This is a genomic window from Pseudomonas sp. Bc-h, assembly GCF_002080045.1.
GTDB lineage: Bacteria > Pseudomonadota > Gammaproteobacteria > Pseudomonadales > Pseudomonadaceae > Aquipseudomonas.
The window spans coordinates 107081-129963 of sequence record NZ_MUIN01000005.1 but is presented as its reverse complement, the minus strand read 5'-3'; the positions used below and the strand labels follow the sequence as shown (position 1 = coordinate 129963).

27 protein-coding genes are annotated in these 22883 nt (G+C 58.2%); 13 read left to right on the top strand and 14 right to left on the bottom strand.

Annotated elements, in window-relative coordinates; genetic code table 11:
* Window positions 1-334: 334 nt before the first annotated feature.
* Window positions 335-1540 carry an aminotransferase class V-fold PLP-dependent enzyme gene (locus BWR59_RS09420; RefSeq protein WP_081565372.1) on the bottom strand — a complete coding sequence of 402 codons (1206 nt, stop codon included), beginning with the start codon at window positions 1538-1540 and terminating at the stop codon, window positions 335-337.
* A 25-nt stretch (window positions 1541-1565) separates the two neighbouring features.
* Window positions 1566-1829 carry a DUF3820 family protein gene (locus BWR59_RS09415; protein ID WP_081565585.1) on the bottom strand — a complete coding sequence of 88 codons (264 nt, stop codon included), beginning with the start codon at window positions 1827-1829 and terminating at the stop codon, window positions 1566-1568.
* A gap of 234 nt (window positions 1830-2063) precedes the next feature.
* On the opposite strand from BWR59_RS09415, the gene BWR59_RS09410 reads away from it, so the two are divergent.
* A complete protein-coding gene (locus BWR59_RS09410) occupies window positions 2064-2534 on the top strand; it encodes a PA2169 family four-helix-bundle protein (protein WP_081565371.1) in 471 nt (156 codons plus the stop codon).
* Window positions 2535-2580: 46 nt separating this feature from the next.
* Here the strand turns inward: BWR59_RS09410 and BWR59_RS09405 are convergent, their stop codons facing one another.
* From BWR59_RS09405 to BWR59_RS09355, 11 genes are all read right to left on the bottom strand, one after another.
* Window positions 2581-4041 carry a sensor domain-containing diguanylate cyclase gene (locus BWR59_RS09405; RefSeq protein ID WP_081565370.1) on the bottom strand — a complete coding sequence of 487 codons (1461 nt, stop codon included), beginning with the start codon at window positions 4039-4041 and terminating at the stop codon, window positions 2581-2583.
* A 221-nt stretch (window positions 4042-4262) separates the two neighbouring features.
* Window positions 4263-4535 (bottom strand): HPr family phosphocarrier protein, encoded by a 273-nt coding sequence (locus BWR59_RS09400; protein WP_081565369.1) that lies wholly within the window; start codon window positions 4533-4535, stop codon window positions 4263-4265.
* 16 nt (window positions 4536-4551) lie between these two features.
* Window positions 4552-5409 (bottom strand): RNase adapter RapZ, encoded by an 858-nt coding sequence (gene rapZ / locus BWR59_RS09395; RefSeq protein ID WP_081565368.1) that lies wholly within the window; start codon window positions 5407-5409, stop codon window positions 4552-4554.
* 2 nt (window positions 5410-5411) lie between these two features.
* Window positions 5412-5876, bottom strand: a complete 465-nt coding sequence (gene ptsN, locus BWR59_RS09390; protein WP_081565367.1) for a PTS IIA-like nitrogen regulatory protein PtsN — start codon at window positions 5874-5876, stop codon at window positions 5412-5414.
* A gap of 12 nt (window positions 5877-5888) precedes the next feature.
* A complete protein-coding gene (gene raiA, locus BWR59_RS09385; RefSeq protein WP_062384329.1) occupies window positions 5889-6197 on the bottom strand; it encodes a ribosome-associated translation inhibitor RaiA in 309 nt (102 codons plus the stop codon).
* Between the two features lie 77 nt (window positions 6198-6274).
* Window positions 6275-7768 (bottom strand): RNA polymerase factor sigma-54, encoded by a 1494-nt coding sequence (locus tag BWR59_RS09380; RefSeq protein WP_081565366.1) that lies wholly within the window; start codon window positions 7766-7768, stop codon window positions 6275-6277.
* Window positions 7769-7957: 189 nt separating this feature from the next.
* Window positions 7958-8683, bottom strand: a complete 726-nt coding sequence (lptB, locus tag BWR59_RS09375; RefSeq protein ID WP_081565365.1) for an LPS export ABC transporter ATP-binding protein — start codon at window positions 8681-8683, stop codon at window positions 7958-7960.
* Entirely contained in the window at window positions 8683-9231 is a 549-nt protein-coding gene (lptA, locus tag BWR59_RS09370; protein WP_081565364.1) for a lipopolysaccharide transport periplasmic protein LptA, read from the bottom strand. Before lptA ends, lptB begins: the two co-directional genes overlap by 1 nt.
* Complete coding sequence (gene lptC / locus BWR59_RS09365; protein WP_081565363.1) at window positions 9218-9790, bottom strand: LPS export ABC transporter periplasmic protein LptC; 573 nt, start codon at window positions 9788-9790, stop codon at window positions 9218-9220. Before lptC ends, lptA begins: the two co-directional genes overlap by 14 nt.
* Window positions 9791-9800: 10 nt before the next feature.
* Entirely contained in the window at window positions 9801-10334 is a 534-nt protein-coding gene (locus tag BWR59_RS09360; RefSeq protein WP_178111218.1) for an HAD family hydrolase, read from the bottom strand.
* Window positions 10335-11309, bottom strand: coding sequence for a KpsF/GutQ family sugar-phosphate isomerase (locus BWR59_RS09355; RefSeq protein WP_081565362.1), 975 nt, complete (start codon window positions 11307-11309; stop codon window positions 10335-10337).
* 311 nt (window positions 11310-11620) lie between these two features.
* Here BWR59_RS09355 and BWR59_RS09350 point away from each other — a divergent pair, with 311 nt between their 5' ends.
* The 10 genes from BWR59_RS09350 to hisC all read left to right on the top strand — a co-directional run bounded on the left by BWR59_RS09350 (window position 11621) and on the right by hisC (window position 19639).
* Window positions 11621-12430, top strand: coding sequence for an ATP-binding cassette domain-containing protein (locus tag BWR59_RS09350; protein WP_081565361.1), 810 nt, complete (start codon window positions 11621-11623; stop codon window positions 12428-12430).
* A complete protein-coding gene (gene mlaE / locus BWR59_RS09345) occupies window positions 12430-13227 on the top strand; it encodes a lipid asymmetry maintenance ABC transporter permease subunit MlaE (protein WP_074753863.1) in 798 nt (265 codons plus the stop codon). Before BWR59_RS09350 ends, mlaE begins: the two co-directional genes overlap by 1 nt.
* Window positions 13227-13694, top strand: a complete 468-nt coding sequence (gene mlaD / locus BWR59_RS09340; RefSeq protein WP_081565360.1) for an outer membrane lipid asymmetry maintenance protein MlaD — start codon at window positions 13227-13229, stop codon at window positions 13692-13694. The genes mlaE and mlaD overlap by 1 nt, the downstream gene beginning before the upstream one ends.
* Window positions 13695-13705: 11 nt before the next feature.
* Window positions 13706-14359 (top strand): ABC transporter substrate-binding protein, encoded by a 654-nt coding sequence (locus tag BWR59_RS09335; RefSeq protein WP_081565359.1) that lies wholly within the window; start codon window positions 13706-13708, stop codon window positions 14357-14359.
* Entirely contained in the window at window positions 14356-14661 is a 306-nt protein-coding gene (locus tag BWR59_RS09330; RefSeq protein ID WP_081565358.1) for an STAS domain-containing protein, read from the top strand. Before BWR59_RS09335 ends, BWR59_RS09330 begins: the two co-directional genes overlap by 4 nt.
* A gap of 114 nt (window positions 14662-14775) precedes the next feature.
* Window positions 14776-15015, top strand: coding sequence for a BolA family protein (locus BWR59_RS09325; RefSeq protein WP_081565357.1), 240 nt, complete (start codon window positions 14776-14778; stop codon window positions 15013-15015).
* Between the two features lie 23 nt (window positions 15016-15038).
* Window positions 15039-16304, top strand: a complete 1266-nt coding sequence (gene murA, locus BWR59_RS09320; protein WP_074753963.1) for a UDP-N-acetylglucosamine 1-carboxyvinyltransferase — start codon at window positions 15039-15041, stop codon at window positions 16302-16304.
* Between the two features lie 171 nt (window positions 16305-16475).
* A complete protein-coding gene (gene hisG, locus BWR59_RS09315; RefSeq protein ID WP_081565356.1) occupies window positions 16476-17111 on the top strand; it encodes an ATP phosphoribosyltransferase in 636 nt (211 codons plus the stop codon).
* A 144-nt stretch (window positions 17112-17255) separates the two neighbouring features.
* Window positions 17256-18584, top strand: coding sequence for a histidinol dehydrogenase (gene hisD / locus BWR59_RS09310; RefSeq protein ID WP_081565355.1), 1329 nt, complete (start codon window positions 17256-17258; stop codon window positions 18582-18584).
* A 2-nt stretch (window positions 18585-18586) separates the two neighbouring features.
* Window positions 18587-19639: a histidinol-phosphate transaminase gene (hisC, locus tag BWR59_RS09305; protein WP_081565354.1), complete on the top strand. Its 1053-nt coding sequence runs from the start codon at window positions 18587-18589 to the stop codon at window positions 19637-19639.
* A gap of 157 nt (window positions 19640-19796) precedes the next feature.
* Here hisC and algW read toward each other — a convergent pair whose 3' ends face one another.
* A complete protein-coding gene (gene algW, locus BWR59_RS09300; protein ID WP_081565353.1) occupies window positions 19797-20957 on the bottom strand; it encodes a Do family serine endopeptidase AlgW in 1161 nt (386 codons plus the stop codon).
* Window positions 20958-21058: 101 nt separating this feature from the next.
* On the opposite strand from algW, the gene BWR59_RS09295 reads away from it, so the two are divergent.
* Both BWR59_RS09295 and cysD read left to right on the top strand, forming a co-directional pair.
* Window positions 21059-21817 (top strand): Nif3-like dinuclear metal center hexameric protein, encoded by a 759-nt coding sequence (locus BWR59_RS09295; RefSeq protein ID WP_081565352.1) that lies wholly within the window; start codon window positions 21059-21061, stop codon window positions 21815-21817.
* 137 nt (window positions 21818-21954) lie between these two features.
* Window positions 21955-22872 carry a sulfate adenylyltransferase subunit CysD gene (gene cysD, locus BWR59_RS09290; RefSeq protein WP_081565351.1) on the top strand — a complete coding sequence of 306 codons (918 nt, stop codon included), beginning with the start codon at window positions 21955-21957 and terminating at the stop codon, window positions 22870-22872.
* The last annotated feature ends 11 nt before the right edge of the window (window positions 22873-22883 follow it).

Here is a 22883-nt window from a genome sequence, read left to right as displayed (position 1 = left end):
CACGCGCCCCGCGGGTTGATCTCCGACAGCTCCCGTTCATGACGGGGGTGGTCTAATCATCGTCAGATGATGAATTCAGCGCCTTGGGGCGCCGCTACAGAAGTCGTTGTTGCATGGCTGTTTGACGGTGTTCCTTGGTCGGGAACGCCGTTTTTTTTGCCCTTTTTTTGAGGGTAATAAAGATAAATTTGAGGGCGATAAATATGTACCGCATTGGCTCCAATTCGCCCGGGTATCTTTATCGCTCCTTTGTAGTTCGCTTTTCATGAAGCTTTGGCGGCGCCCCTCCCAAGGGGCATCGCATTTTTTGCTACAGCTCATCGCACTGCGCCAATCACGCCAACGCCCGCAGGGCTTCGGTCAGCCTTGCGACGTCATCGGCAGAAGTGATGAAGCCTGGCGTGATGCGGATGCAAGGTCCGCACGCCGATCCGTCTCGTGCCACCGCAAAGATGCCGTGCTCATCCAGTAGCTGCTGGGTCATGCGCTGCTGATCAGCGTGACGACTGAAGCGAAATGAGGTGATGCCGCAGTAGAGGCGGGGATCATCCGGGGTGAGCACGTCGATGCCTTCTATCTGGCGAGTTTCGCGAACCCAGAGATCCCGCAGATACGCCAGACGCGCCCCCTTCACTGCTGAGCCCCCGATCTCGCGATGTTCGGCGAAGACCTTGGGCAGCGTCATCAGTGCCGGAATATTGGGTGTGCCATAAGGGGCGAGGCCCAGGATGTCGTCGCGGGCGTAGCGCCTGTCACCCATGTCCGGATCTATCGCGGATATCCGATCCCGCTTCACATAAATAAACCCAAGGCTTAACGGCGCGCCCATCCATTTCTGCAGATTGAACCCCGCGAAGGCGACGCCCAGCTCGCAAAGATTGAAATCCAGCTGCCCCAAGGCATGGGCGCCATCGAGGATGACGTCAATCCCGTGCTCTGCTGCTGCCGCCGCGATGGCCCGAACTGGCATTACCAACCCGGTGCGGTGGGTGACGTGGGTCAGTGCCATCAACTTGAGCCGGGGATGTGCAGCAAAAACGTCACGATAGGTTTGAAGCAGCGAGTCGTAGCTTGCTGGATGTGCGTGGGTTATTTCGATGATTTCGACCCCGCGATTTTTCCCCAGCCAGCGCATGGCAGTCTGCACACTGTTGTAGTCCAGATCGCTGATCAACACCTGATCGCCGGGCTGCAGGCCGTTGTAATTGCGGATCAGCGATTGCAGGGATTCCGACGCGCAGCGGGTGAGCGCAATTTCCTGCGCAGAGACTTCCAGAAGCCCGGCCAGATCGGCGCGGATGATTTCGCTGTCGTCGGTATCGAAGCGCTGGCGCACGTACACCGAATTGCTGCGATTGACGTAGGCCAAATGGTGTTCGTAGGTTTTCAGCACTTCTCGGGTCATGCGCCCGAAATAGCCGTGTTCAAAGTTGATGGGCCCCGGTTCCACGTCGTATTGGCCGGCGACGTTTCGCCAGAACGCCTCATCCCGGGCTCGTTCGATTGCAGAATCCGTTACAGCAGTTTGAACACTGGTCATCAGGCCACTCATTCGGTCGGTAAATTCAAGAAAAGCGAATAGGCGTTTTCAGAGCGCTTTCACGCAGGGGTTCGCGTGGCCGCGTGCGCAGTGGATCGAGCAGTGCTGAAAGACCGTTGTGATCTATCTCATGCATTAGTGCGAGAAGGCTGCCCAGCTCTCCGGTTGGGAATCCCTTGCGGGCAAACCAGTTCAGGTAATCCCCCGGCAAATCGGCCAGCAGGCGCCCCTTGTATTTGCCGTAGGGCATTTCTCGAGTGACCAGAAGTTTGAGTTTCTCTGGATTCATGCTGCCGCCGTTGGTCGTTTTTAATGAACTTGGAAGATACGTGCATTCTGCATGTGCGCCAACCTGCAGATCATGCATAAAGCGAGATGGAACTGTCTCTTGCTAAATATAACCTATTGATAAATAAAGATATTATCTGATGCAAAAAGCTGGCATGCGGGGTGCAATAGTTACTCTATCGAATGTTTTCGTGACTCAACTCTTTCGATCAACCTGCCAGAAAGGAATAGCAAAATGACAGATATCAACAAAGAAGCGGTTTCGGTACTGAATGATCTGATCGAAACCAGCAAAGACGGCGAGAAAGGTTTTCACACCAGCGCCGAAGACATCAAGAACCCTGAGATCAAAGCGTACTTCCTTTCTCGTTCTTCAGAATGCGCAACAGCCGTGCGTGAGCTTCAAGCCGAAGTGCGTGCACTGGGCGGCGATCCGGAAGACTCTTCCAGCGCAAGCGGTGCGGTGCATCGCATGTGGGTCGAACTGAAAGCGGCGGTCACCGGCAAAAGCGATGAGGCCGTACTGAATGAAGTAGAGCGCGGTGAAGACCATGCGCTCAAGGCTTACAAAGACGCACAGCAGAAGGCCGTCGAAAAAGGCTTGCCTGCCAATGTTGTGACCCTGATTCAACGCCAGTTGACCGGTGTCCAGGCCAACCACGACAAAGTCAAAGCACTGCGTGACAGCGTGCGTAGAGCGAGCTGATCAGCCCGTTCTTAAGTGAAAAAACGCCAGCCAGTCTGGCGTTTTTTTACGTCTGGATAACGTGCTCGACAGCGAGCTCGACGCGATTGCGCCCATTGCGCTTGGCTTGATAAAGCGCTTTGTCTGCGTCATCGAACAGCTGTGATGGCTTGAGCCCGGAAGCTGGCCGCTGGCAGGCGATACCGATACTGACCGTGACAGATTGCCGATCCCCGGCGAAGGGTGGAAGCGCTTCGATGGCTACCCTGATTTTTTCCGCGATGACGCGAGCGCCCTGTAGATCGGTTTCCGGCAACACCACTAAAAACTCCTCCCCACCGTAACGTGCGGCCAAATCGCCTGGTCGGCGAATGGATGCAGCCAGCGTCCGCGCAACATTGCGCAATGCGACGTCGCCGCCGTGGTGCCCGTGGCGATCATTGAACGCCTTGAAGTGGTCGACATCGATCATGAGCAGCGATAGCGATTTCCCTGAGCGTATGCCGCGTGACCATTCCTGCTTCATCACGTAATCAAGATGACGTCGATTGGCCAACCCGGTCAAGCCGTCTGTCGAGGCCAGTTCGGCCAGCTCTCGCTCGGCCTGAAAGCGCAAACGCAACTGCTTGCCGAGCAGATAGGACAGCCAGAGAATACCCAGGCAGAGAACTCCGGTTGCGCTCGCCACCAATAGTGCGTTGCGCTTCCAGACGGCGTAGACCTCGTCCCTCGACTGCGTGATGACCACGATCAGCGGCAGGTCTCCTACGCGGGAAAATGTGTAGAGGCGCTGAATGCCATCGAGGTCTGAGGTGGCGCTGAAGCTGCCATTGATTTCCTTGAGAATCCGCTGAAAGTTGGGCAGGCGGCTGAAGTCCCTGCCAATGTAGTCCTGATTTCCCGGATCGGGCTGTCGCGCCAACAGCAGGCCTTCGGTGGTCACCAGGCCGACGGTGCTGCCCTGGCCGACGTCGAGCGTTCTGAGGAGGCGTTTGAAGTATGAAAGTCGCATGGAGGCACTGGCGACACCGACGAATTTCCCATCAGGCGAGGGGATGCGGCGGCTGAAACTGATGCACCAATCCTTGAATCCCCAGCGCGCCTTGAACGGTCCGTCTACGAGTAGATCCAGAGATGCGCTTTCGCGGTGTCTGGCGAAGCTGGGCCGGTCGGAAAAGTTGTCCTCTCTGGGGATGATAGACACGGAGTCGGCCACGATCGCGCCCGTCTCATCCATGATCACCAGATCACCCTTGTAGGGCGCTGCAGTCGAGCGATCAAACAACACCTGCTGGCGCAATTGCGGCGAGATCGACCGCACCTCCGGGTCCTGCCAGGCGGAAATCATGCCTTTGAGTGAGGTGTCGTAAAGGTCGGCATTGCGCTGCACATCGGCGTCAATCAACTGCACCACGTTGTTGGCCGAACGCACCGCCGTTTCGGTCGCGTTCCCGTACTCGCGAATCAGCAGCGAGGTGACAATCAGCAGAATCGCCACCACCGCCAGCACGCTGCCGGACATCAGCATCCGCTCCGGCCGGGACCGACGTTCTGGGGAGGATAGGGCTGCGGAAAGTGGCATCGATCAGCTCTGGCAAAAGGTAATGGCTACTGAAAAATCGGTATCAGCAGCGTTTCCAAGCTGGTCCGTGCTTGAGGGGGCTGGTTGACGATCAGGGCTTTGAGTGCGAAAAGCCGGTCGAATTACTCAAGAAATTTACTGTGCCCGCAAGCGCGAGTAGAGGGCGATCACTCGCCCTCGTCAAACTTGTTATTGATCAGTTCGATCAGGCCCGCGAGCGCTGCGCCTTCGTCATCGCCCTCGGTGGACAGATGAATTTCTGTTCCCTTGCCGGCGGCCAGCATCATTACGGCCATGATGCTTTTGCCGTCGACCATGCTGTCCGGGCTGCGGCCGACGCGGATCTGGCAGGGATATTTGCCGGCAACACCAACGAACTTGGCAGCGGCGCGGGCGTGCAGGCCCAGCTTGTTGATGATGGTGATCTGTTGAGCGGGCATCGCGTTGGGGATCCTTTCAGCTTAGGTCGCGGTGACGGACCTGAACATTCTTGAGCGATTGTTGCAGGACCTGACCCAGGCGTTCGGTCAGGTAGACGGAGCGGTGGTGCCCGCCGGTGCAGCCAATGGCAATGGTGACATAAGCGCGGTTGCTGGCGGCGAAGCGCGGCAGCCATTTGGTCAGGTATGAAGAGATATCCTGAAACATCTCCTCGACGTCCGGCTGCGAGGCCAGGTATTCGGCCACAGGCTGGTCAAGCCCTGATTGTTCACGAAGCTCCGGTTTCCAGTAAGGATTGGGCAGGCAGCGAACGTCGAATACCAGGTCGGCGTCCACGGGCATGCCGCGTTTGAAGCCGAAAGACTCGATCAGGAAGGCCGTGCCTGGCTCAGGCTTGTTCAGCAGGCGCAGCTTGAGGGTGTCGCGCAGCTGATAGAGATTCAGGCGTGTAGTGTCGATGGTCAGGTCGGCCAGATCGATGATCGGTCCGAGCAAGGTTTTTTCGTCACGAATGGCTTCGGCCAGCGAGCGCGTGGTGTTGCTCAGCGGGTGGCGGCGGCGGGTTTCGGAAAAACGCTTGAGCAAGGTTGACTCATCGGCATCCAGGAACAGCACGTCGCACTGGATGTGGCGACTACGAACCTCTTCGAGCATGCGCGGGAAGCGGGTCAGGTGGCTTGGCAGGTTGCGGGCGTCAATCGACACCGCAAGCAATGGCTCGGCCAGTTCGGTATTGATCAGTGCACGCTCGGCGAGCTCGGGGAGCAGGCCGGCAGGGAGGTTATCGACGCAGTAGAAACCGCTGTCTTCAAGAACATCGAGGGCCGTGCTCTTGCCGGAGCCGGAACGACCGCTGACGATGATCATGCGCATGATCAGTGACCGTTCTGAACGTTAAGCACGACGTTGTACAGCTCATCGCTACTTTTCGCGCCGCGCAGGCTGGCGCGCACTTCGGCGCGGTCAAGCATGCTGGCGATCTGGCGCAGCAACTCAAGGTGTGCGTCAGTGGCAGCTTCGGGAACGAGCAATACGAAAAGCAGGTCGACCGGGGCGCCGTCGATGGCGTCGAAATCCACCGGTTTTTCAAGATGAAGTACTGCGCTGACGGGGGAGTCGCAACCCTTCAGCCTGCAGTGGGGAATGGCGATGCCGTTGCCAAACCCGGTCGAGCCGAGCTTTTCACGCGCAATGAGGCTTTCATAGACAGTTTGCCGATTAAGTTCAGGCACCTGCTGCCCGATCATCTTGGCAATCTCTTCGAGTACAGCTTTTTTACTGCCGCCTGGCACGTTCACGAGTGAACGGCCAGGGGTCAGGATATTTTCAAGTCGGATCATGGATGAGGGGTATCAGCGAGCTGCCGCACCTTTGAGGATGCTTTGCTGCTTTTCCTTATGCTTGAGCAATTGTCTGTCTAGCTTGTCAGTGAGCAGGTCGATTGCCGCGTACATGTCGTCATGCTCCGCATTGGCAACGACCTCTCCACCGTGGATATGCAGTGTGGCCTCGATCTTCTGTTTGAGTTTCTCGACGGCCATCGTCACTTGCACATTGGTAATCTTGTCAAAGTGCCCTTCGAGCTTTTTCAGCTTCAGCTCGATGTACTCGCGCAGGGGCTTGGTCACTTCCAGCTGGTGTCCACTGATGTTGACTTGCATACAGCTTCTCCTTCGTTGCCAGTGCATTAAGAGGCAGGCTTGGATGCCTGCCACTGGAACGCTGTGGCTCGTGACCTTTACATCAATCGCTTGCGTTCGCTTGAAGGCGCTATCCCTAGAGATTCGCGGTATTTGGCGACTGTGCGACGGGCCACTTGAATGCCTTGTGCCTCCAGTAAACCAGCGATCTTGCTGTCACTCAACGGCTTTTTCTGATTTTCCGCGGCAACCAGTTTTTTGATGATCGCGCGGATGGCCGTGGAGGAGCATTCGCCGCCTTCGGAAGTGCTGACGTGGCTGGAAAAGAAGTATTTCAGCTCATAAATACCACGAGGGGTGTGCATGAACTTCTGCGTGGTCACCCGCGAGATCGTTGACTCGTGCATGCCCACCGCTTCTGCGATGTCATGCAGTACCAGCGGCTTCATCGCCTCGTCGCCGTACTCAAGGAAACCTCGTTGATGTTCGACGATCTGGGTCGCGACCTTCATCAGGGTTTCGTTGCGGCTCTGCAGGCTCTTGATGAACCAGCGTGCTTCCTGCAACTGGTTGCGCATGAAGGTGTTGTCGGCGCTGGTGTCGGCGCGGCGCACGAAGCCGGCGTACTGCGGATTGACCCGCAGGCGCGGTACGGCCTCCTGATTGAGTTCGACCAGCCAGCGTTCGTTGTCCTTGCGGACGATCACGTCCGGCACCACATATTCGGCTTCGCTCGACTCGATCTGCGAACCCGGGCGTGGGTTGAGGCTCTGCACCAACTCGATGACCTGGCGCAGGTCGTCTTCCTTGAGCTTCATGCGGCGCATCAGTTGCGCGTAGTCGCGGCTACCCAGCAGGTCAATGTAATCGCTGACCAGGCGCTGAGCTTCGGCAAGCCATTTGGTCTTTGCGGGCAACTGGCGCAATTGCAGCAGCAGACATTCACTCAGCGTGCGTGCGCCGACACCGGCCGGTTCGAACTGCTGAATGCGATGGAGCACGGCTTCGATTTCGTCCAGCTCGATATCGAGCTCCGGGTCGAAGGCGTCCAGCAGTTCTTCAAGGGACTCGTCGAGGTAGCCCTGGTTGTTGATGCAGTCGATCAGCGTAACGGCGATCAGGCGATCGGTGTCGGACATCGGCGCCAGATTCAACTGCCACAGCAGATGGCTCTGCAAGCTCTCGCCAACGGACGTGCGGGTAGTGAAGTCCCATTCGTCATCGTCGTTGCTCGGCAGGCTGCTGGCGCTGGTCTGGTAGATGTCTTCCCAGGCGGTATCGACCGGCAGTTCATTGGGTATGCGCTCACTCCACTCGCCGTCTTCCAGATTGTCGACGGTGGGGGCGGATTCCTGGTAAGTCGGTTCCTGAACGTCAGGGTTGGGCTTTTGCTCGATGTTGTCGGCCATCGGGTCAACGTTATCGAAGTCGTCGCCTTCTTCCTGGCGCTCCAGCATGGGATTGGACTCCAGTGCCTCCTGGATTTCCTGTTGGAGATCCAGCGTCGACAATTGGAGTAAGCGGATGGCCTGTTGCAGCTGCGGTGTCATCGTCAGCTGCTGGCCCATTCTCAAGACTAGCGAAGGTTTCATGGCAGGGGCTTAACACCTTATTCGCCGGCGCATATGCGCGCCATCCACTACTAGGGCGCCGAGGCGCCAACTTAAGCAAATTATATGCCTGAAACCGGAGTGTTTGCCTAGGGTGTGATGACAATTAATGCGAGGTTGGCGATGAGGCGCATGTCGCGTTCGCCGGCCAACCCCTTGTCATCGCCGCAATTACAGGCGGAACTCGTGGCCGAGATACACTTCCTTGACCAACTGGTTGGCCAGGATGGTTTCAGCGTCGCCCTCTGCGATCAGTTGCCCATCATTCACGATGTAGGCTGTTTCGCAGATGTCGAGGGTCTCCCGGACGTTGTGGTCGGTGATCAGAACACCGATACCCTTCGCCTTGAGATGGTAGATGATCTGCTTGATATCGCCCACGGAGATGGGATCGACACCGGCGAACGGTTCATCCAGCAGGATGAATTTTGGCGCCGTCGCCAAGGCACGAGCGATCTCCACGCGGCGTCGCTCGCCACCCGACAGGCTCATACCCAGGTTGTCGCGGATGTGCGTGATGTGGAATTCCTGCAGCAGGCTTTCCAGTTCCTTGCGACGCCCGGCGCGGTCGAGTTCCTTGCGGGTCTCGAGAATGGCCATGATGTTGTCGGAAACCGACAGTTTGCGGAAGATCGACGCTTCTTGCGGCAGATAGCCGATACCGGCACGCGCGCGGCCGTGCATCGGCTGGTGGCTGACGTCCTGCTCATCGATAAGCACCCGGCCCTGATCGGCCTGAACCAGGCCGACGATCATGTAGAAACAGGTCGTCTTGCCCGCACCGTTAGGGCCTAGCAGGCCGACGATCTGGCCGCTGTCGATGGACAGGCTGACGTCACGTACGACCTGGCGGCTTTTGTAGGCCTTGGCGAGGTGTTGGGCTTTCAGCGTTGCCATTACTGGGCCTTCTGCTGGTCGGTTTTCTTTTTCGGCTGAATCACCATGTCGACGCGAGGGCGGGACTCGGTAACCTTGCTGCCCGTGGCGCGGCCGGCGCTGGCAAGCTTGCGGACCGTGTCATAGACGATTTTCTCGCCTTGAGTGACGTTGCTGTCTTTGTCGATGACCTTGGCCTTGTCGATCAGTACGATGCGGTTTTGCGGTGCATGGTACTGAATCGTGACGCCCCAACCCTGTACGGGTTTGATGTCGCCGGCGGTTTGCAGTTGCTCGAAGTAGGCCAGATTGCCTACCGAGGTTACGACGTCGATGTCGCCAGCCGGAGTGCGGGTCATGGTCACGGTGTTGCCGGTAACCTTCATCGAGCCCTGGGTGATGATCACATTGCCGGTGTAGGTGGCGATGCCTTGCTTGTCGTCCAGCTGAGCATCGTCGGCCTGAATGCGGATGGGCTGATCCTGATCGTTCGGCAGAGCCCAGGCACTCACGCTTCCCAGTGCTGCGCCCAGGCCGAGCAAAATTGGGAGGGTTTTAAGGAGCCTCATACTGTCCTCTTGCGTTCGATAGCAGGTGTATCCTGCTTTCTTTTAGATAGGCTTTCATACCCGTACCCGTGCTCACACCATTAAAGCCGTCGATTCTAACGGGTTGCGCGGTTTCCGCATATTGCTTCTGAGGGAAGACCGTCATGCGGGTGCTGGTGATGATGGTGGTGCGGTTCTTCTCATCGGTGCGGTTTATACGAACCTTGTCGATCAGCTCTACGTGGTCCCCGCCAGGAGACACCTCGGCGCGTACGCTCTGCACATGCCAGGGGAACTCGGAGCCGCGAAACATCTGCAGAACCGGTGTCGTCATCAGGGTCACGTCAGTGGCCTTGAGGTGCTCGACCTTGTCCGCGGTCATATCGTATTGCATGGAGCCGTCTGGCAGGTACTGGATGCTGTGGGCATTCATCGCATAGTAGTCGATGGCGCTTTCATCCACGGCCGCTTTAGGCTGGTCCATGAAGCTTTCCGGGCTGATGTTCCAGTAACCGGCCGCAGCGAGTAGCAGCGCCAGCACACCGAAAATCAGGAATGAACGAAATCTTTTGCTCAGCATAAGTGCGCTTCTATAAGTAGGCGGCGTGAGCCGCTTCGAGGTTGCCCTGTGCATTCAGGATAAGCTCGCAGAATTCTCGGGCAGCGCCTTCGCCGCCCCGTGCCTGAGTGGTTCCGTGGGCATGCTGGCGGACAAATCCGGCAGCGTTGGCGACCGCCATGCCAAGGCCGACTCGGCGAATGACCGGCAGATCAGGCAAATCGTCGCCTAGATAGGCGACCTGTTCATAGCTCAGGTTGAGCTGCTGAAGCAGTTCGTCGAGCACCACCAGCTTGTCTTCGCGACCCTGATAAAGATGAGCGATACCCAGATTCTTCGCGCGACGTTCTACGACCGGAGTCTTGCGACCGCTGATGATAGCCGTGGCAACGCCGGAATTGATCAGCATCTTGATGCCCTGACCGTCGAGGGTGTTGAACGTCTTGAATTCGCTGCCGTCTTCCAGAAAGTAGAGTCGGCCATCGGTCAGTACGCCGTCTACGTCGAAGACCGCCAGTTTGATCTGTTTGCCGCGTTGCATCAGTTCGCTCATGTTGACGCTCATTCACATCACTCCTGCGCGTAGAAGGTCGCCGAGGTTGAAAGCGCCCACGGGGCGATCGTTTTCGTCCACGACAATCAGCGCCCCGATCTTGTTGTCTTCCATGATTTTCAGGGCTTCGGCAGCCAGAATATCTCCGCGCACGGTTTTGCCGTGAACGGTCATTACGTCATCGATGGTGGCAAGCCGCAGATCAATGTCGCGGTCCAGTGTGCGGCGCAAGTCGCCGTCTGTGAAGATCCCGGCCAGACGTCCGTCGGCTTCGAGGATGGCGGTCATGCCCAGGCCCTTGCGGGTCATTTCCATCAACGAGTCTCGCAATGGCGTGCCCCGTGCGACCTGAGGCAGCTCGCTGCCGGTGTGCATGACGTGCTCCACCTTGAGCAACAGGCGACGACCCAGTGCGCCGCCCGGGTGGGAAAATGCGAAATCTTCGGCGGTAAAGCCGCGTGCATCGAGCAATGCGACGGCCAGTGCATCGCCCATGACCAGTGCGGCCGTGGTGGATGAGGTCGGCGCGAGGTTCAGTGGGCACGCTTCCTTTTCGACCCGTGCGTTGAGATTGACGTCAGCTGCCTTGGCCAGTGTTGAATCCGGGTTGCCGGTCAGGCTGATCATCTTGATACCCAGGCGTTTGATCAAGGGCAGCAGGGTCACGATCTCGGCGGTGGTCCCGGAGTTGGACAGAGCCAGAACGATGTCATCGCTGGTGATCATGCCCATGTCGCCGTGACTGGCTTCGGCCGGGTGCACGAAAAACGAAGGCGTGCCGGTGCTCGCCAGGGTTGCTGCGATCTTTTTGCCGATGTGCCCGGATTTGCCCATGCCGACCACGACGACGCGGCCCTTGCTGGCCAGGATCATCTCGCAGGCACTGACGAAATCTGTGTCTATATGCGCGAGCAAGCCTTCCACTGCTTCTATTTCAAGGCGGATGGTGCACTGTGCCGATTGAATCAGGTCGCGGGCGTCGGTCATGTCGAAAATAGGGTCGGTCTGGTGAAAAGGCGGGGATTATAACGGCAATGTTGGAAACCCTCACGCTTCATCGTCGCTTTGTTTATAGAAGCCGTCGGTCCTTCGGTTTCTGTGTTGGCCAGGGGCGTATTCGATGCAGGAAATTTCCTCTGGCGCTGAAATATTTCTCCGTGTTTGACGCTTGCCGTGTTGGAGCTTTGGCGCGGTACGGCAGCGGTGTTATAGTTCGCCGCTTGTTCGGCCCTCCAGACAGTGTGTCGTTCGTCAAGGACGCGGCATCTGAGATACAGGCTGCATCGCAAGGAGTTTAGATGAGTGCCGATAACGCCTACGCGGTCGAATTGAAGGGTTTGTCCTTCAAACGCGGTACGCGCAGCATCTTCAATAATGTGGACATCCGCATCCCCCGGGGCAAAGTCACCGGCATCATGGGGCCGTCAGGCAGTGGCAAAACCACGCTGCTGCGACTGATGGGAGCACAGTTGCGTCCGAGCAGCGGTGAGGTCTGGGTCAACGGCCAGAACCTGCCGAAGCTTTCGCGTAGTGATCTTTTCGACGCTCGCAAACAGATGGGTGTCCTGTTTCAGAGCGGTGCGCTGTTCACCGATCTCGACGTTTTCGAAAACGTGGCATTTCCGCTGCGTGTCCATACCCAATTGCCTGAAGACATGATCCGCGACATCGTCCTGCTGAAGTTGCAGGCGGTAGGGCTGCGTGGCGCTGTCGAGTTGATGCCTGACGAGTTGTCCGGCGGCATGAAGCGTCGTGTGGCGCTGGCGCGAGCTATCGCGCTGGATCCTCAGATCCTCATGTACGACGAGCCCTTCGTGGGTCAGGACCCGATTGCCATGGGCGTGCTGGTGCGTCTGATTCGTCTGCTCAACGATGCACTGGGCATCACCAGTGTCGTGGTTTCCCACGATCTGGCCGAGACGGCCAGTATTGCTGACTACCTGTATGTGGTCGGTGACGGTCAGGTGTTGGGGCAGGGCACTCCGCAGGAATTGATGCAGTCGGATAACCCGCGCATCCGGCAATTCATGACAGGGGATCCAGACGGCCCTGTGCCATTCCACTATCCGGCACCGGATTATCGCGAAGATCTTTTGGGGAAGCGCTGATGCGCAGAAAGTCATTGATGGATCGTGTACGCCTGATGGGGCGCTCCGCGATCGATATTGTTGCAGTACTGGGGCGTTCGGGGATTTTTCTGGTTCATGCCTTGCTCGGGCGAGGCGGAATCGGCGGTGGTTTTCAATTGCTGGTTCGCCAGCTCTACTCGGTCGGCGTCATGTCGCTGGCAATCATTGTCGTGTCCGGTGTCTTCATCGGCATGGTGCTGGCCCTTCAAGGTTTCAGCATTCTGGCCAAGTACGGATCGGAGCAGGCGGTCGGGCAAATGGTCGCGCTGACGCTGCTGCGCGAACTCGGGCCGGTGGTCACGGCGCTGTTGTTCGCCGGGCGTGCCGGTTCTGCGCTCACCGCGGAAATCGGCAACATGAAATCCACCGAGCAACTCTCCAGTCTCGAAATGATTGGCGTCGACCCACTGAAATACATCGTCGCCCCTCGTCTGTGGGCGGGGTTCATTTCACTGCCCGTGCTTGCCATTATCTTCAGCGTTGTCGGCATCTGGGGCGGTTCCTGGGTAGCGGTCGACTGGCTGGGCGTCTATGAAGGTTCCTTCTGGGCGAACATGCAGAACAGCGTTTCCTTTCCGAATGATGTGATCAACGGGGTCATCAAAAGCGTCGTCTTCGCTTTTGTCGTCACCTGGATTGCCGTGTTTCAAGGCTATGACTGCGAGCCCACTTCAGAGGGGATCAGTCGCGCCACGACCAAGACCGTGGTCTACGCCTCATTGGCCGTACTGGGCCTGGACTTTATTTTGACCGCCTTGATGTTTGGAGACTTCTGATGCAAAACCGCACCCTCGAAACCGGTGTCGGCCTGTTCCTGCTGGCCGGGATTCTGGCTTTGCTGTTGCTCGCCCTGCGGGTCAGCGGTCTGAGCGCCAGCACGACCAACGACAGCTATAAACTTTATGCAAATTTCGACAATATCGCCGGTTTGACTGTCAGAGCGAAGGTGACCATGGCCGGTGTGACCATCGGCAAGGTCACAGCAATCGATCTGGACCACGATACCTTCATGGGGCGTGTGACCATGGAAGTGGACAAACGGGTGAACAATCTGCCTTCGGACTCTACTGCATCTATCCTGACCGCCGGCTTGCTGGGCGAGAAGTACATCGGCATCAGCGTCGGTGGTGATGACCAGTTGTTGAAGGACGGCGGAACGATTCATGACACCCAGTCGTCGCTGGTACTCGAAGACCTGATCGGTAAATTCCTGCTCAATTCCGTGGGTAAAGACGCCAAATGAGGAGTTTTTTCATGATCTCGATTCTGCGCCGTGGCCTTCTGGTGCTGCTGGCTGCTCTGCCGCTATTCGCCAGTGCAGCACCTGCGTCCTCCGCTCATGACCTGGTCGACCGTACCACCAAGCAATTGCTGGCGGACCTTGCTGCCAACAAGGAAAAGTACAAGACCGATCCTCAGGCTTTCTACGATGCCTTGAACGGCATTGTCGGTCCTGTGATCGATGCAGAGGGTATTTCCAAAAGCATCATGACCGTGAAGTATTCGCGCAATGCGTCGCCGGCACAGATGCAGCGCTTCCAGGAAAACTTCAAGCGCAGCCTGATCCAGTTCTATGGCAACGCGCTGCTGGAGTACAACAACCAGGGCATCACCGTTTCCCCGGCCAAGGATGAGGCGGCTGACCGCACTTCCGTTGACATGTCGGTCAAAGGCAACAACGGTGCGGTCTACCCTGTGTCGTACACCCTCGTGACCATCAACAACGAGTGGAAAGTGCGCAACGTGATCATTAACGGGATCAACATCGGCAAACTGTTCCGCGATCAGTTCACCGATGCCATGCAGCGCAACGGCAACAATCTGGACAAGACCATTGACGGATGGGCTGGCGAAGTCGCCAAGGCCAAGGAGTCCACCGAGAACTCCCCTGAAAAGGTCGTGAAATGAGTGACGCCTGCGTTACCGCGGCTGGCGGCGGAGAGCTGAAGCTGTTCGGCGTGCTCGACTATCGCACCGGGCCCGCGCTGCGTGAGCAAGGTGCCGCGTTGATCAAGGCCAGTGATGCACCTGCTCTGATTCTCGACTGTTCTGCGGTCGAGAAGTCCAGCAGCGTGGGCCTGGCCTTATTGCTGGCCTTCATGCGTGACGCGCAGGCCGCGGGCAAGTTGGTGAGCATTCGTGCCTTGCCTGAAGACATGAAAGAAATCGCACAGGTGTCCGGTCTGACCGAACTGTTCGAACAACATTGATTGCCGTTTTCGATCAAGCCCCTCGTCCGGCTCCTACAAAGTAGGGTTCGCAACGAGAGGGCTTTTTTGTATGATGGCCGACCCGCGCGCACAGGGCGCCGATTGAGGTTACGCATGCAGGCCGTAGAAGTTAAAAGCTTCCTTGAAGGTAAGCTGCCAGAAGTCCAGGTCGAAGTTGAAGGCGAAGGCTGCAATTTCCAGCTGAACGTGATCAGCGACGAGCTGGCTACACTAAGTCCGGTCAAGCGCCAGCAGCAGATCTATACGCATTTGAACCCATGGATCGCCGATGGCAGCATCCACGCGGTCACCATGAAATTTTTCAGCCGCGCTGCATGGGCCGAGCGCACCTGAGCCAAATTGGCGTCGAGATTCTAATGGACAAACTGATTATTACTGGCGGCATTCGTCTTGATGGCGAAATCCGCATTTCCGGGGCGAAGAACTCTGCCCTGCCGATTCTCGCAGCCACGTTGCTGGCTGACGGTCCTGTGACTGTCGCCAACCTGCCGCACCTGCACGACATCACCACCATGATCGAACTGTTCGGTCGCATGGGTATCGAGCCGATCATCGACGAGAAACTCAGCGTCGAAATCGATCCTCGCACCATCAAGACCCTGGTCGCGCCGTACGAACTGGTGAAAACCATGCGTGCGTCGATTCTGGTGCTCGGCCCGATGGTCGCTCGTTTCGGTGAGGCCGAAGTCGCACTGCCTGGCGGTTGCGCCATCGGTTCGCGTCCGGTCGACCTGCACATCCGCGGTCTTGAAGCCATGGGTGCGATCATCGACGTCGAAGGCGGCTACATCAAGGCCAAGGCGCCTGAAGGCGGCCTGCGCGGTGCGCACTTCTTCTTCGATACCGTCAGTGTGACCGGTACCGAAAACATCATGATGGCGGCTGCTCTGGCCAACGGTCGTAGCGTGCTGCAAAACGCCGCCCGTGAACCTGAAGTCGTCGATCTGGCGAACTTCCTCAACGCCATGGGCGCGAAGGTTTCCGGTGCTGGCACTGACACCATCACCATCGACGGCGTCAAGCGTCTGGGTTCGGCCACTTATCGTGTAATGCCTGACCGCATCGAGACCGGCACCTATCTGGTTGCCGCTGCTGCTACCGGTGGCCGCGTCAAGGTCAAGGATACCGATCCGACCATTCTGGAAGCTGTTCTCGAGAAACTGCGCGAAGCAGGTGCCGAGATCACCACCGGTGACGACTGGATCGAGCTGAACATGCACGGCAAGCGTCCGAAAGCAGTCAATGTGCGCACCGCGCCGTACCCGGCTTTTCCGACCGACATGCAAGCTCAGTTCATCTCGCTCAACGCCATTGCCGAAGGCACGGGCGCAGTGATCGAAACCATCTTCGAAAACCGCTTCATGCACGTGTATGAAATGCACCGCATGGGCGCGCAGATCCAGGTCGAAGGCAACACCGCCATCGTGACCGGCTGCGCGAAGCTCAAGGGCGCGCCGGTCATGGCGACTGACCTGCGTGCTTCGGCCAGTCTGGTGATCTCGGCACTGATCGCCGAAGGCGATACGCTGATTGACCGCATCTACCACATCGACCGTGGTTACGAGTGCATCGAAGAAAAGCTGCAGATGCTGGGCGCGAAGATCCGTCGCGTTCCGGGCTAGTCGTCTCTGGCGTCCCGCTGTCAGTGCCGGTCCGGCACCGGCCGCGGGATCGCTGGCTGCAGGTAAGACCTTTTGAATCGTTCCACTTTGAGTCCGGCAACATCGACTCAAAGGTTGTCGGGCGCCGATTGCGCCCCGACGCGCGCTTGCTGATAAGGACTGACGTTTCCCATGTTGACCATCGCACTGTCCAAGGGCCGAATCCTTGACGACACCCTGCCGCTTCTCGCAGCTGCGGGCATCGTGCCGACCGAGAATCCGGACAAAAGCCGCAAACTGATCATTCCTACGACCCAGGACGACGTTCGTCTGCTGATCGTACGAGCGACCGATGTGCCGACCTATGTCGAGCATGGCGCCGCGGATCTTGGCGTGGCCGGCAAGGATGTATTGATGGAATACGGCGGCCAGGGCCTTTACGAGCCTCTGGATCTGCAGATCGCCCAGTGCAAGCTGATGACGGCGGGCGCTGTCGGAGCAACTGAACCTAAAGGCCGTCTGCGTGTTGCGACCAAGTTCGTCAACGTTGCCAAACGCTACTACGCCGAACAGGGCCGTCAGGTCGACATCATCAAGCTGTACGGCTCCATGGAGCTCGCGCCGCTGGTGGGTCTGGCGGACAAGATCATCGACGTCGTCGACACCGGCAACACGCTGCGTGCCAACGGCCTCGAGCCTCAGGAACTGATCGCCCACATCAGTTCGCGTCTGGTCGTGAACAAGGCGTCGATGAAGATGCAGCACGCCCGTATCCAGTCGCTGATCGACACGCTTCGTACTGCTGTCGAGTCGCGACACCGCGGTTGACCGTTTCGCGCAACTTTGAACAAAGTCGCGCTCAGCTATCCGCGTCATAGCCAAATTTCTCAGGTGCCTGCGCGGATGGCTTGGTAGCTTAGGCTCCGTGCTTTCCAAGGCATCTGAGAAAACGCCAATCATTGAGGCCACGCTATGACCACGTCAAACTCCATTCGCCGACTCAACGCTGCTGACCCGGATTTCGCCCGACATCTGGCTCATCTGCTGAGCTGGGAAAGTGTGTCAGACGACTCGGTCAATCAGCGGGTGCTGGACATCATCAAGAACGTGCGCGAACGCGGCGATGCTGCGCTGGTGGAATACACCCAGCGTTTCGATGGCCTGGAAGTCGCGTCGATGGCAGAGCTGATCCTGCCCCGTGAACGCCTGGAGTTGGCGCTCACCCGCATCACTCCCGCTCAACGCCAGGCGCTGGAAAAAGCTGCCGACCGCGTCCGCAGCTACCACGAAAGGCAAAAGCAGGATTCCTGGAGCTACACCGAAGCCGACGGTACCGTGCTGGGGCAGAAGGTCACTCCGCTGGACCGCGCTGGTCTTTATGTACCGGGCGGTAAGGCCTCGTACCCATCGTCGGTTCTGATGAACGCGATCCCGGCCAAAGTTGCCGGTGTCGGCGAAGTGGTCATGGTCGTGCCGACACCGCGCGGGGAAATCAACGAACTGGTGCTGGCAGCGGCGTGCATCGCCGGTGTCGACCGAGTGTTCACCATCGGCGGCGCGCAGGCCGTGGCTGCTCTGGCTTATGGTACTGAAAGCGTTCCTCAGGTCGACAAGGTCGTAGGCCCGGGCAACATCTATGTCGCCACTGCCAAGCGTCATGTGTTTGGTCAGGTGGGTATCGACATGATCGCCGGCCCTTCGGAGATCCTCGTGGTTTGCGACGGCCAGACCGATCCGGACTGGATCGCCATGGATCTGTTTTCCCAGGCCGAGCACGACGAAGACGCACAGGCGATCCTGGTAAGCCCGGATGCCGAATTCCTGGACAAGGTTGCGGCGAGCATCGCCAGACTGATGCCGACCATGGAGCGCGCCGAGATCATCAATACCTCGATCAATGGTCGTGGTGCCCTGATCAAGGTCGCCGATATGAACCAAGCCATCGAAGTCGCCAACCGAATTGCTCCTGAGCATCTCGAGTTGTCTGTCGCCGATCCTGAAGCCTGGCTGCCAGAGATTCGCCACGCCGGTGCCATCTTCATGGGCCGTCATACCTCGGAGGCGCTGGGCGATTACTGCGCAGGCCCGAACCACGTGCTCCCGACCTCAGGCACCGCGCGTTTCTCCTCACCGCTGGGCGTCTACGACTTCCAGAAACGCTCTTCGATCATTTTCTGCTCGGAGCAGGGCGCATCTGAACTGGGCAAGACCGCCTCGGTGCTGGCTCGTGGCGAGTCGCTGACTGCCCATGCCCGTAGCGCTGAGTACCGGATCGTCGACAACCTGAAAGAAGGCAAATAAGCATGAGCAAGTTCTGGAGTCCTTTCGTCCGTGACCTCGTGCCTTACGTGCCGGGCGAACAACCGAAGCTGACCAAGCTGGTGAAGCTGAACACCAACGAAAACCCGTACGGCCCGTCGCCTAAAGCCATCGAAGCGATGCGTGCCGAGGTCAATGACAACCTGCGCCTGTATCCCGATCCGAATAGCGACCTGCTCAAGCAGGCGGTTGCGCGCTATTACGGTGTCGAATCGAACCGGGTATTCCTCGGTAACGGCTCCGACGAGGTGCTGGCCCACGCCTACAACGCATTTTTCAAGCACGACAAACCGCTGCTGTTCCCGGACATCAGCTACAGCTTCTATCCGGTCTACTGCGGCCTGTATGGCGTCGAATACGAAGCGGTGCCGCTGGACGCGCAGTTCCAGATTCGGGTCGAGGACTATAACCGTCCGAACGGCGGGATCATCTTCCCGAACCCCAACGCACCGACCGGCTGCCTGATGGCGCTGGACGCGGTGGAGCAGATTCTCAAGGCCAACCCTGATTCGGTGGTGATCGTTGACGAGGCGTATATCGACTTCGGCGGTGAGACGGCGATCGCTCTGGTGGATCGTTATCCGAATCTGCTGGTGACGCAAACCTTGTCCAAGTCACGCTCGCTGGCTGGATTGCGTGTCGGGCTGGCTGTCGGCCATCCGGATCTGATCGAAGCGCTGGAGCGGGTCAAGAACAGCTTCAACTCGTACCCGCTGGACCGCATGGCCATTGTCGGCGCCGCCGCTGCATTCGATGATCGCGAATACTTCGAGAACACCTGCAGTCTGGTCATTGCCAGCCGTGAGAAGCTGGTCGGGCAACTGGAAGGGAAGGGCTTCGACGTGCTGCCGTCAGCGGCGAACTTCATCTTTGCGCGTCATCCAAAACACGACGCTGCCGGTCTGGCTGCCAAAGTGCGCGAGCAAGGTGTGATCGTGCGTCACTTCAAGCAGGAGCGCATCGCGCAATTCTTGCGCATCACCATCGGCACACCTGAGCAGAATCAGGCGCTGGTGGATGCGCTGGGCGAACTATAAGCATCAGTTGCCTGCATAAAAAAACCGCCTGATCCAGGCGGTTTTTTTATGTCATCAAGTGGATGCGCTTCTGTTGCAGACCGGCTTACCGGCGCAGGCGGTGTCAAAAGTGTCACCGCCGGCAAGCCGTGCTGCTACGGGGGACTTACGCCAGATCCTAGTCCTCAGCTGCTGGTGCAGGAGTCTGGGGTGGACGCAGCCCTACTTCCGCCATCAGCTTCAATTCCTTGCCATTGCGCATGACCTGGATCGCGATCTTCTCTGAGGGCTTGGTACGCGCCACCTGATTCATCGATTTGCGTCCGTCACCGGCTGGCTCGCCGTTGATGCTCAGGATCACGTCGCCCAGTTGCAGGCCGGCCTTTTGCGCCGGGCCGTCACGGAAGATCCCCGCGACGACAATGCCAGGGCGATCTTTCAGGCCGAACGATTCTGCGAGTTCCTGAGTCAGCGGCTGAACTTCGATGCCCAACCAGCCACGAATCACCTGGCCGTGCTCGATGATCGACTTCATCACTTCCAGTGCCAGCTTGGTTGGAATCGCGAAGCCGATGCCTTGAGATCCCCCGGATTTGGAAAAGATCGCGGTATTGATCCCCGTCAGGTTGCCGTTGGCATCGACCAGCGCGCCACCGGAGTTGCCGGGGTTGATCGCGGCATCGGTCTGAATGAAATCTTCATAGGTGTTCAGCCCCAGCTGGTTGCGGCCGGTGGCGCTGATGATGCCCATCGTTACGGTCTGGCCCACGCCGAACGGGTTGCCGATGGCCAGAGCAACGTCGCCGATCCGGATGCTGTCGGAGCTGCCGAGGGTAATGGACGGCAGATTCTTGAGGTCGATTTTCAACACTGCGAGGTCGGTTTCCGGATCGCTGCCGATGACCCGAGCCACGGTTTCACGGCCGTCCTTCAGCGCCACGACGATCTGGTCTGCGCCGGAGGTCACGTGGTTGTTGGTCAGCAGATACCCTTCAGGGCTCATGATCACGGCCGAGCCGAGGCTCGACTCCATGCGACGCTGTTTAGGTAGGTTGTCGCCGAAGAAGCGGCGAAATTGTGGGTCTTCGAACAGCGGATGGTTGGGTTTGTTGTTGACCATCTTGGTGGTGTACAGATTGGCCACCGCAGGCGCGGCGCTGCTCACGGCATCCGCGTAGGAGACCGGGCCCTGTTGGATTAAAGCCGTCTGTGGCGCCTGCTGCAGATTGACGTCCTGACTTGGAAGCCCGACCCACTGAGGGTAGCGCTGGATAATCAGTAAAGCGATAAGCACACCAGCGAGCAATGGCCAGCCGAGAAAACGCAGCGCTTTGAACATTGAACAAGGTCCTGAAGGTAAATACGCAGCGTACCTGCGCCATAATGGCGGGCATTATACGAGCACCAACGCGGTCTGAACTGCATATTTAGGAGACTTTTATGGCTGTTTCGCTGAGTACCCTGGTCGAGGAAGCGGACCGCTATCTCGGCAGCGCCCGGGTTCAGGATTATTGCCCCAACGGTCTGCAGGTCGAAGGCCGTCCGCAGGTCACACGAATCGTGTCTGGTGTCACCGCAAGCCAGGCATTGCTGGACGCGGCGGTCGAGGCCAATGCCGACCTGATCCTGGTGCATCACGGTTATTTCTGGAAAGGTGAAAACCCCTGCATCACCGGCATGAAACAGCGTCGCATGAAGACATTGCTCAAGCATGACATCAGCCTGCTGGCCTACCACTTGCCGCTGGATCTGCACCCTGAAGTGGGCAACAACGTGCAACTGGCACGGCAATTGGACATCACCGTCGAAGGGCCACTGGACCCCGAAAACCCGCGCATTATCGGGCTGGTAGGGTCGCTGTCGGAGCCGGTCACGCCTCGTGATTTCGCCCACCGGGTACAGTCGGCGCTGGGCCGCGAGCCTTTGTTGATCGAAGGCGGCGGGATGATTCGTCGGGTGGGTTGGTGCACCGGCGGCGGGCAGGGCTACATCGATCAGGCGATTCTGGCGGGTGTCGATCTGTTCATCAGCGGCGAAGCGTCTGAGCAGACGTTCCACAGCGCCCGAGAAAACGACATCAGCTTCATCGCGGCGGGGCATCACGCGACCGAGCGCTACGGTGTGCAAGCGTTGGGCGACTATCTGGCGAGACGTTTCGCGCTGGAGCACCTGTTCATCGATTGCCCGAACCCGATCTGAGGTCCAAATTCTGAGCTATATCGTTATACCGTTTCGATCTATCTGGGCCACTGAATAGAATCAGGGCTCATGATAAAGTGCCTCGCTCGATAGAGCCCGAAGGCTCTCCATAAAAGTACGTTATCCCGTGAGTAACCATGGTCGACAAACTGACGCATCTGAAACAGCTGGAGGCGGAAAGCATCCACATCATCCGCGAGGTCGCCGCCGAGTTCGATAACCCGGTGATGCTGTACTCCGTCGGTAAAGACTCTGCCGTGATGCTGCATCTGGCACGCAAGGCGTTTTTTCCGGGCAAGCTTCCATTCCCGGTCATGCACGTCGACACCCGCTGGAAATTCCAGGAAATGTATCGTTTCCGCGATCAGATGGTCGAGGATATGGGCCTGGACCTGATCGTGCACGTAAACCCGGATGGCGTCGCGCAGGGCATCAACCCGCTGACCCACGGTAGTGCCAAGCACACCGACATCATGAAAACCGAGGGTTTGAAACAGGCCCTCGACAAACACGGTTTCGACGCCGCCTTCGGTGGCGCGCGCCGCGACGAGGAGAAGTCCCGCGCCAAAGAGCGCGTCTACTCCTTCCGCGACAACAAGCATCGTTGGGACCCGAAAAACCAGCGTCCAGAGCTGTGGAACGTGTACAACGGCAACGTCAACAAAGGCGAGTCGATCCGCGTATTCCCGCTCTCCAACTGGACCGAGCTGGACATCTGGCAGTACATCTACCTTGAAGGCATCCCGATCGTTCCGCTGTACTTCGCCGCCGAGCGCGAAGTCATCGAGATGAACGGCACCTGGATCATGATCGACGATGATCGTCTGCGTAATCATCTGTCTGATGAAGACAAGAAGCGCATCGTCAAGAAGAAGGTCCGTTTCCGCACACTTGGCGACTACCCGTTGACGGGCGCTGTCGAGTCCGAGGCCACCAGCCTCACCGACATCATTCAGGAAATGCTCCTGACGCGAACTTCCGAACGCCAAGGCCGAGTCATCGATCACGATGGCGCTGGCTCCATGGAAGAAAAGAAACGTCAGGGTTATTTCTAATTAGGGTGTCT

Bases quoted from the DNA above. Each gene is read 5' to 3' on its own strand.
- murA (WP_074753963.1), top strand. From the start codon at position 15,039: ATGGACAAACTGATTATTACTGGCGGCATTCGTCTTGATGGCGAAATC.
- BWR59_RS09405 (WP_081565370.1), bottom strand. From the start codon at position 4,041: ATGCTGATGTCCGGCAGCGTGCTGGCGGTGGTGGCGATTCTGCTGATT.
- hisC (WP_081565354.1), top strand. From the start codon at position 18,587: ATGAGCAAGTTCTGGAGTCCTTTCGTCCGTGACCTCGTGCCTTACGTG.
- raiA (WP_062384329.1), bottom strand. From the start codon at position 6,197: ATGCAAGTCAACATCAGTGGACACCAGCTGGAAGTGACCAAGCCCCTG.
- lptC (WP_081565363.1), bottom strand. From the start codon at position 9,790: ATGCTGAGCAAAAGATTTCGTTCATTCCTGATTTTCGGTGTGCTGGCG.
- BWR59_RS09360 (WP_178111218.1), bottom strand. From the start codon at position 10,334: ATGAGCGTCAACATGAGCGAACTGATGCAACGCGGCAAACAGATCAAA.
- BWR59_RS09415 (WP_081565585.1), bottom strand. From the start codon at position 1,829: ATGAATCCAGAGAAACTCAAACTTCTGGTCACTCGAGAAATGCCCTAC.
- BWR59_RS09330 (WP_081565358.1), top strand. From the start codon at position 14,356: ATGAGTGACGCCTGCGTTACCGCGGCTGGCGGCGGAGAGCTGAAGCTG.
- lptB (WP_081565365.1), bottom strand. From the start codon at position 8,683: ATGGCAACGCTGAAAGCCCAACACCTCGCCAAGGCCTACAAAAGCCGC.
- mlaE (WP_074753863.1), top strand. From the start codon at position 12,430: ATGCGCAGAAAGTCATTGATGGATCGTGTACGCCTGATGGGGCGCTCC.
- hisG (WP_081565356.1), top strand. From the start codon at position 16,476: ATGTTGACCATCGCACTGTCCAAGGGCCGAATCCTTGACGACACCCTG.
- BWR59_RS09410 (WP_081565371.1), top strand. From the start codon at position 2,064: ATGACAGATATCAACAAAGAAGCGGTTTCGGTACTGAATGATCTGATC.
- cysD (WP_081565351.1), top strand. From the start codon at position 21,955: ATGGTCGACAAACTGACGCATCTGAAACAGCTGGAGGCGGAAAGCATC.
- algW (WP_081565353.1), bottom strand. From the start codon at position 20,957: ATGTTCAAAGCGCTGCGTTTTCTCGGCTGGCCATTGCTCGCTGGTGTG.
- BWR59_RS09335 (WP_081565359.1), top strand. From the start codon at position 13,706: ATGATCTCGATTCTGCGCCGTGGCCTTCTGGTGCTGCTGGCTGCTCTG.
- BWR59_RS09295 (WP_081565352.1), top strand. From the start codon at position 21,059: ATGGCTGTTTCGCTGAGTACCCTGGTCGAGGAAGCGGACCGCTATCTC.
- BWR59_RS09380 (WP_081565366.1), bottom strand. From the start codon at position 7,768: ATGAAACCTTCGCTAGTCTTGAGAATGGGCCAGCAGCTGACGATGACA.
- BWR59_RS09325 (WP_081565357.1), top strand. From the start codon at position 14,776: ATGCAGGCCGTAGAAGTTAAAAGCTTCCTTGAAGGTAAGCTGCCAGAA.
- BWR59_RS09400 (WP_081565369.1), bottom strand. From the start codon at position 4,535: ATGCCCGCTCAACAGATCACCATCATCAACAAGCTGGGCCTGCACGCC.
- lptA (WP_081565364.1), bottom strand. From the start codon at position 9,231: ATGAGGCTCCTTAAAACCCTCCCAATTTTGCTCGGCCTGGGCGCAGCA.
- ptsN (WP_081565367.1), bottom strand. From the start codon at position 5,876: ATGATCCGACTTGAAAATATCCTGACCCCTGGCCGTTCACTCGTGAAC.
- BWR59_RS09350 (WP_081565361.1), top strand. From the start codon at position 11,621: ATGAGTGCCGATAACGCCTACGCGGTCGAATTGAAGGGTTTGTCCTTC.
- rapZ (WP_081565368.1), bottom strand. From the start codon at position 5,409: ATGCGCATGATCATCGTCAGCGGTCGTTCCGGCTCCGGCAAGAGCACG.
- hisD (WP_081565355.1), top strand. From the start codon at position 17,256: ATGACCACGTCAAACTCCATTCGCCGACTCAACGCTGCTGACCCGGAT.
- BWR59_RS09420 (WP_081565372.1), bottom strand. From the start codon at position 1,540: ATGACCAGTGTTCAAACTGCTGTAACGGATTCTGCAATCGAACGAGCC.
- mlaD (WP_081565360.1), top strand. From the start codon at position 13,227: ATGCAAAACCGCACCCTCGAAACCGGTGTCGGCCTGTTCCTGCTGGCC.
- BWR59_RS09355 (WP_081565362.1), bottom strand. From the start codon at position 11,309: ATGACCGACGCCCGCGACCTGATTCAATCGGCACAGTGCACCATCCGC.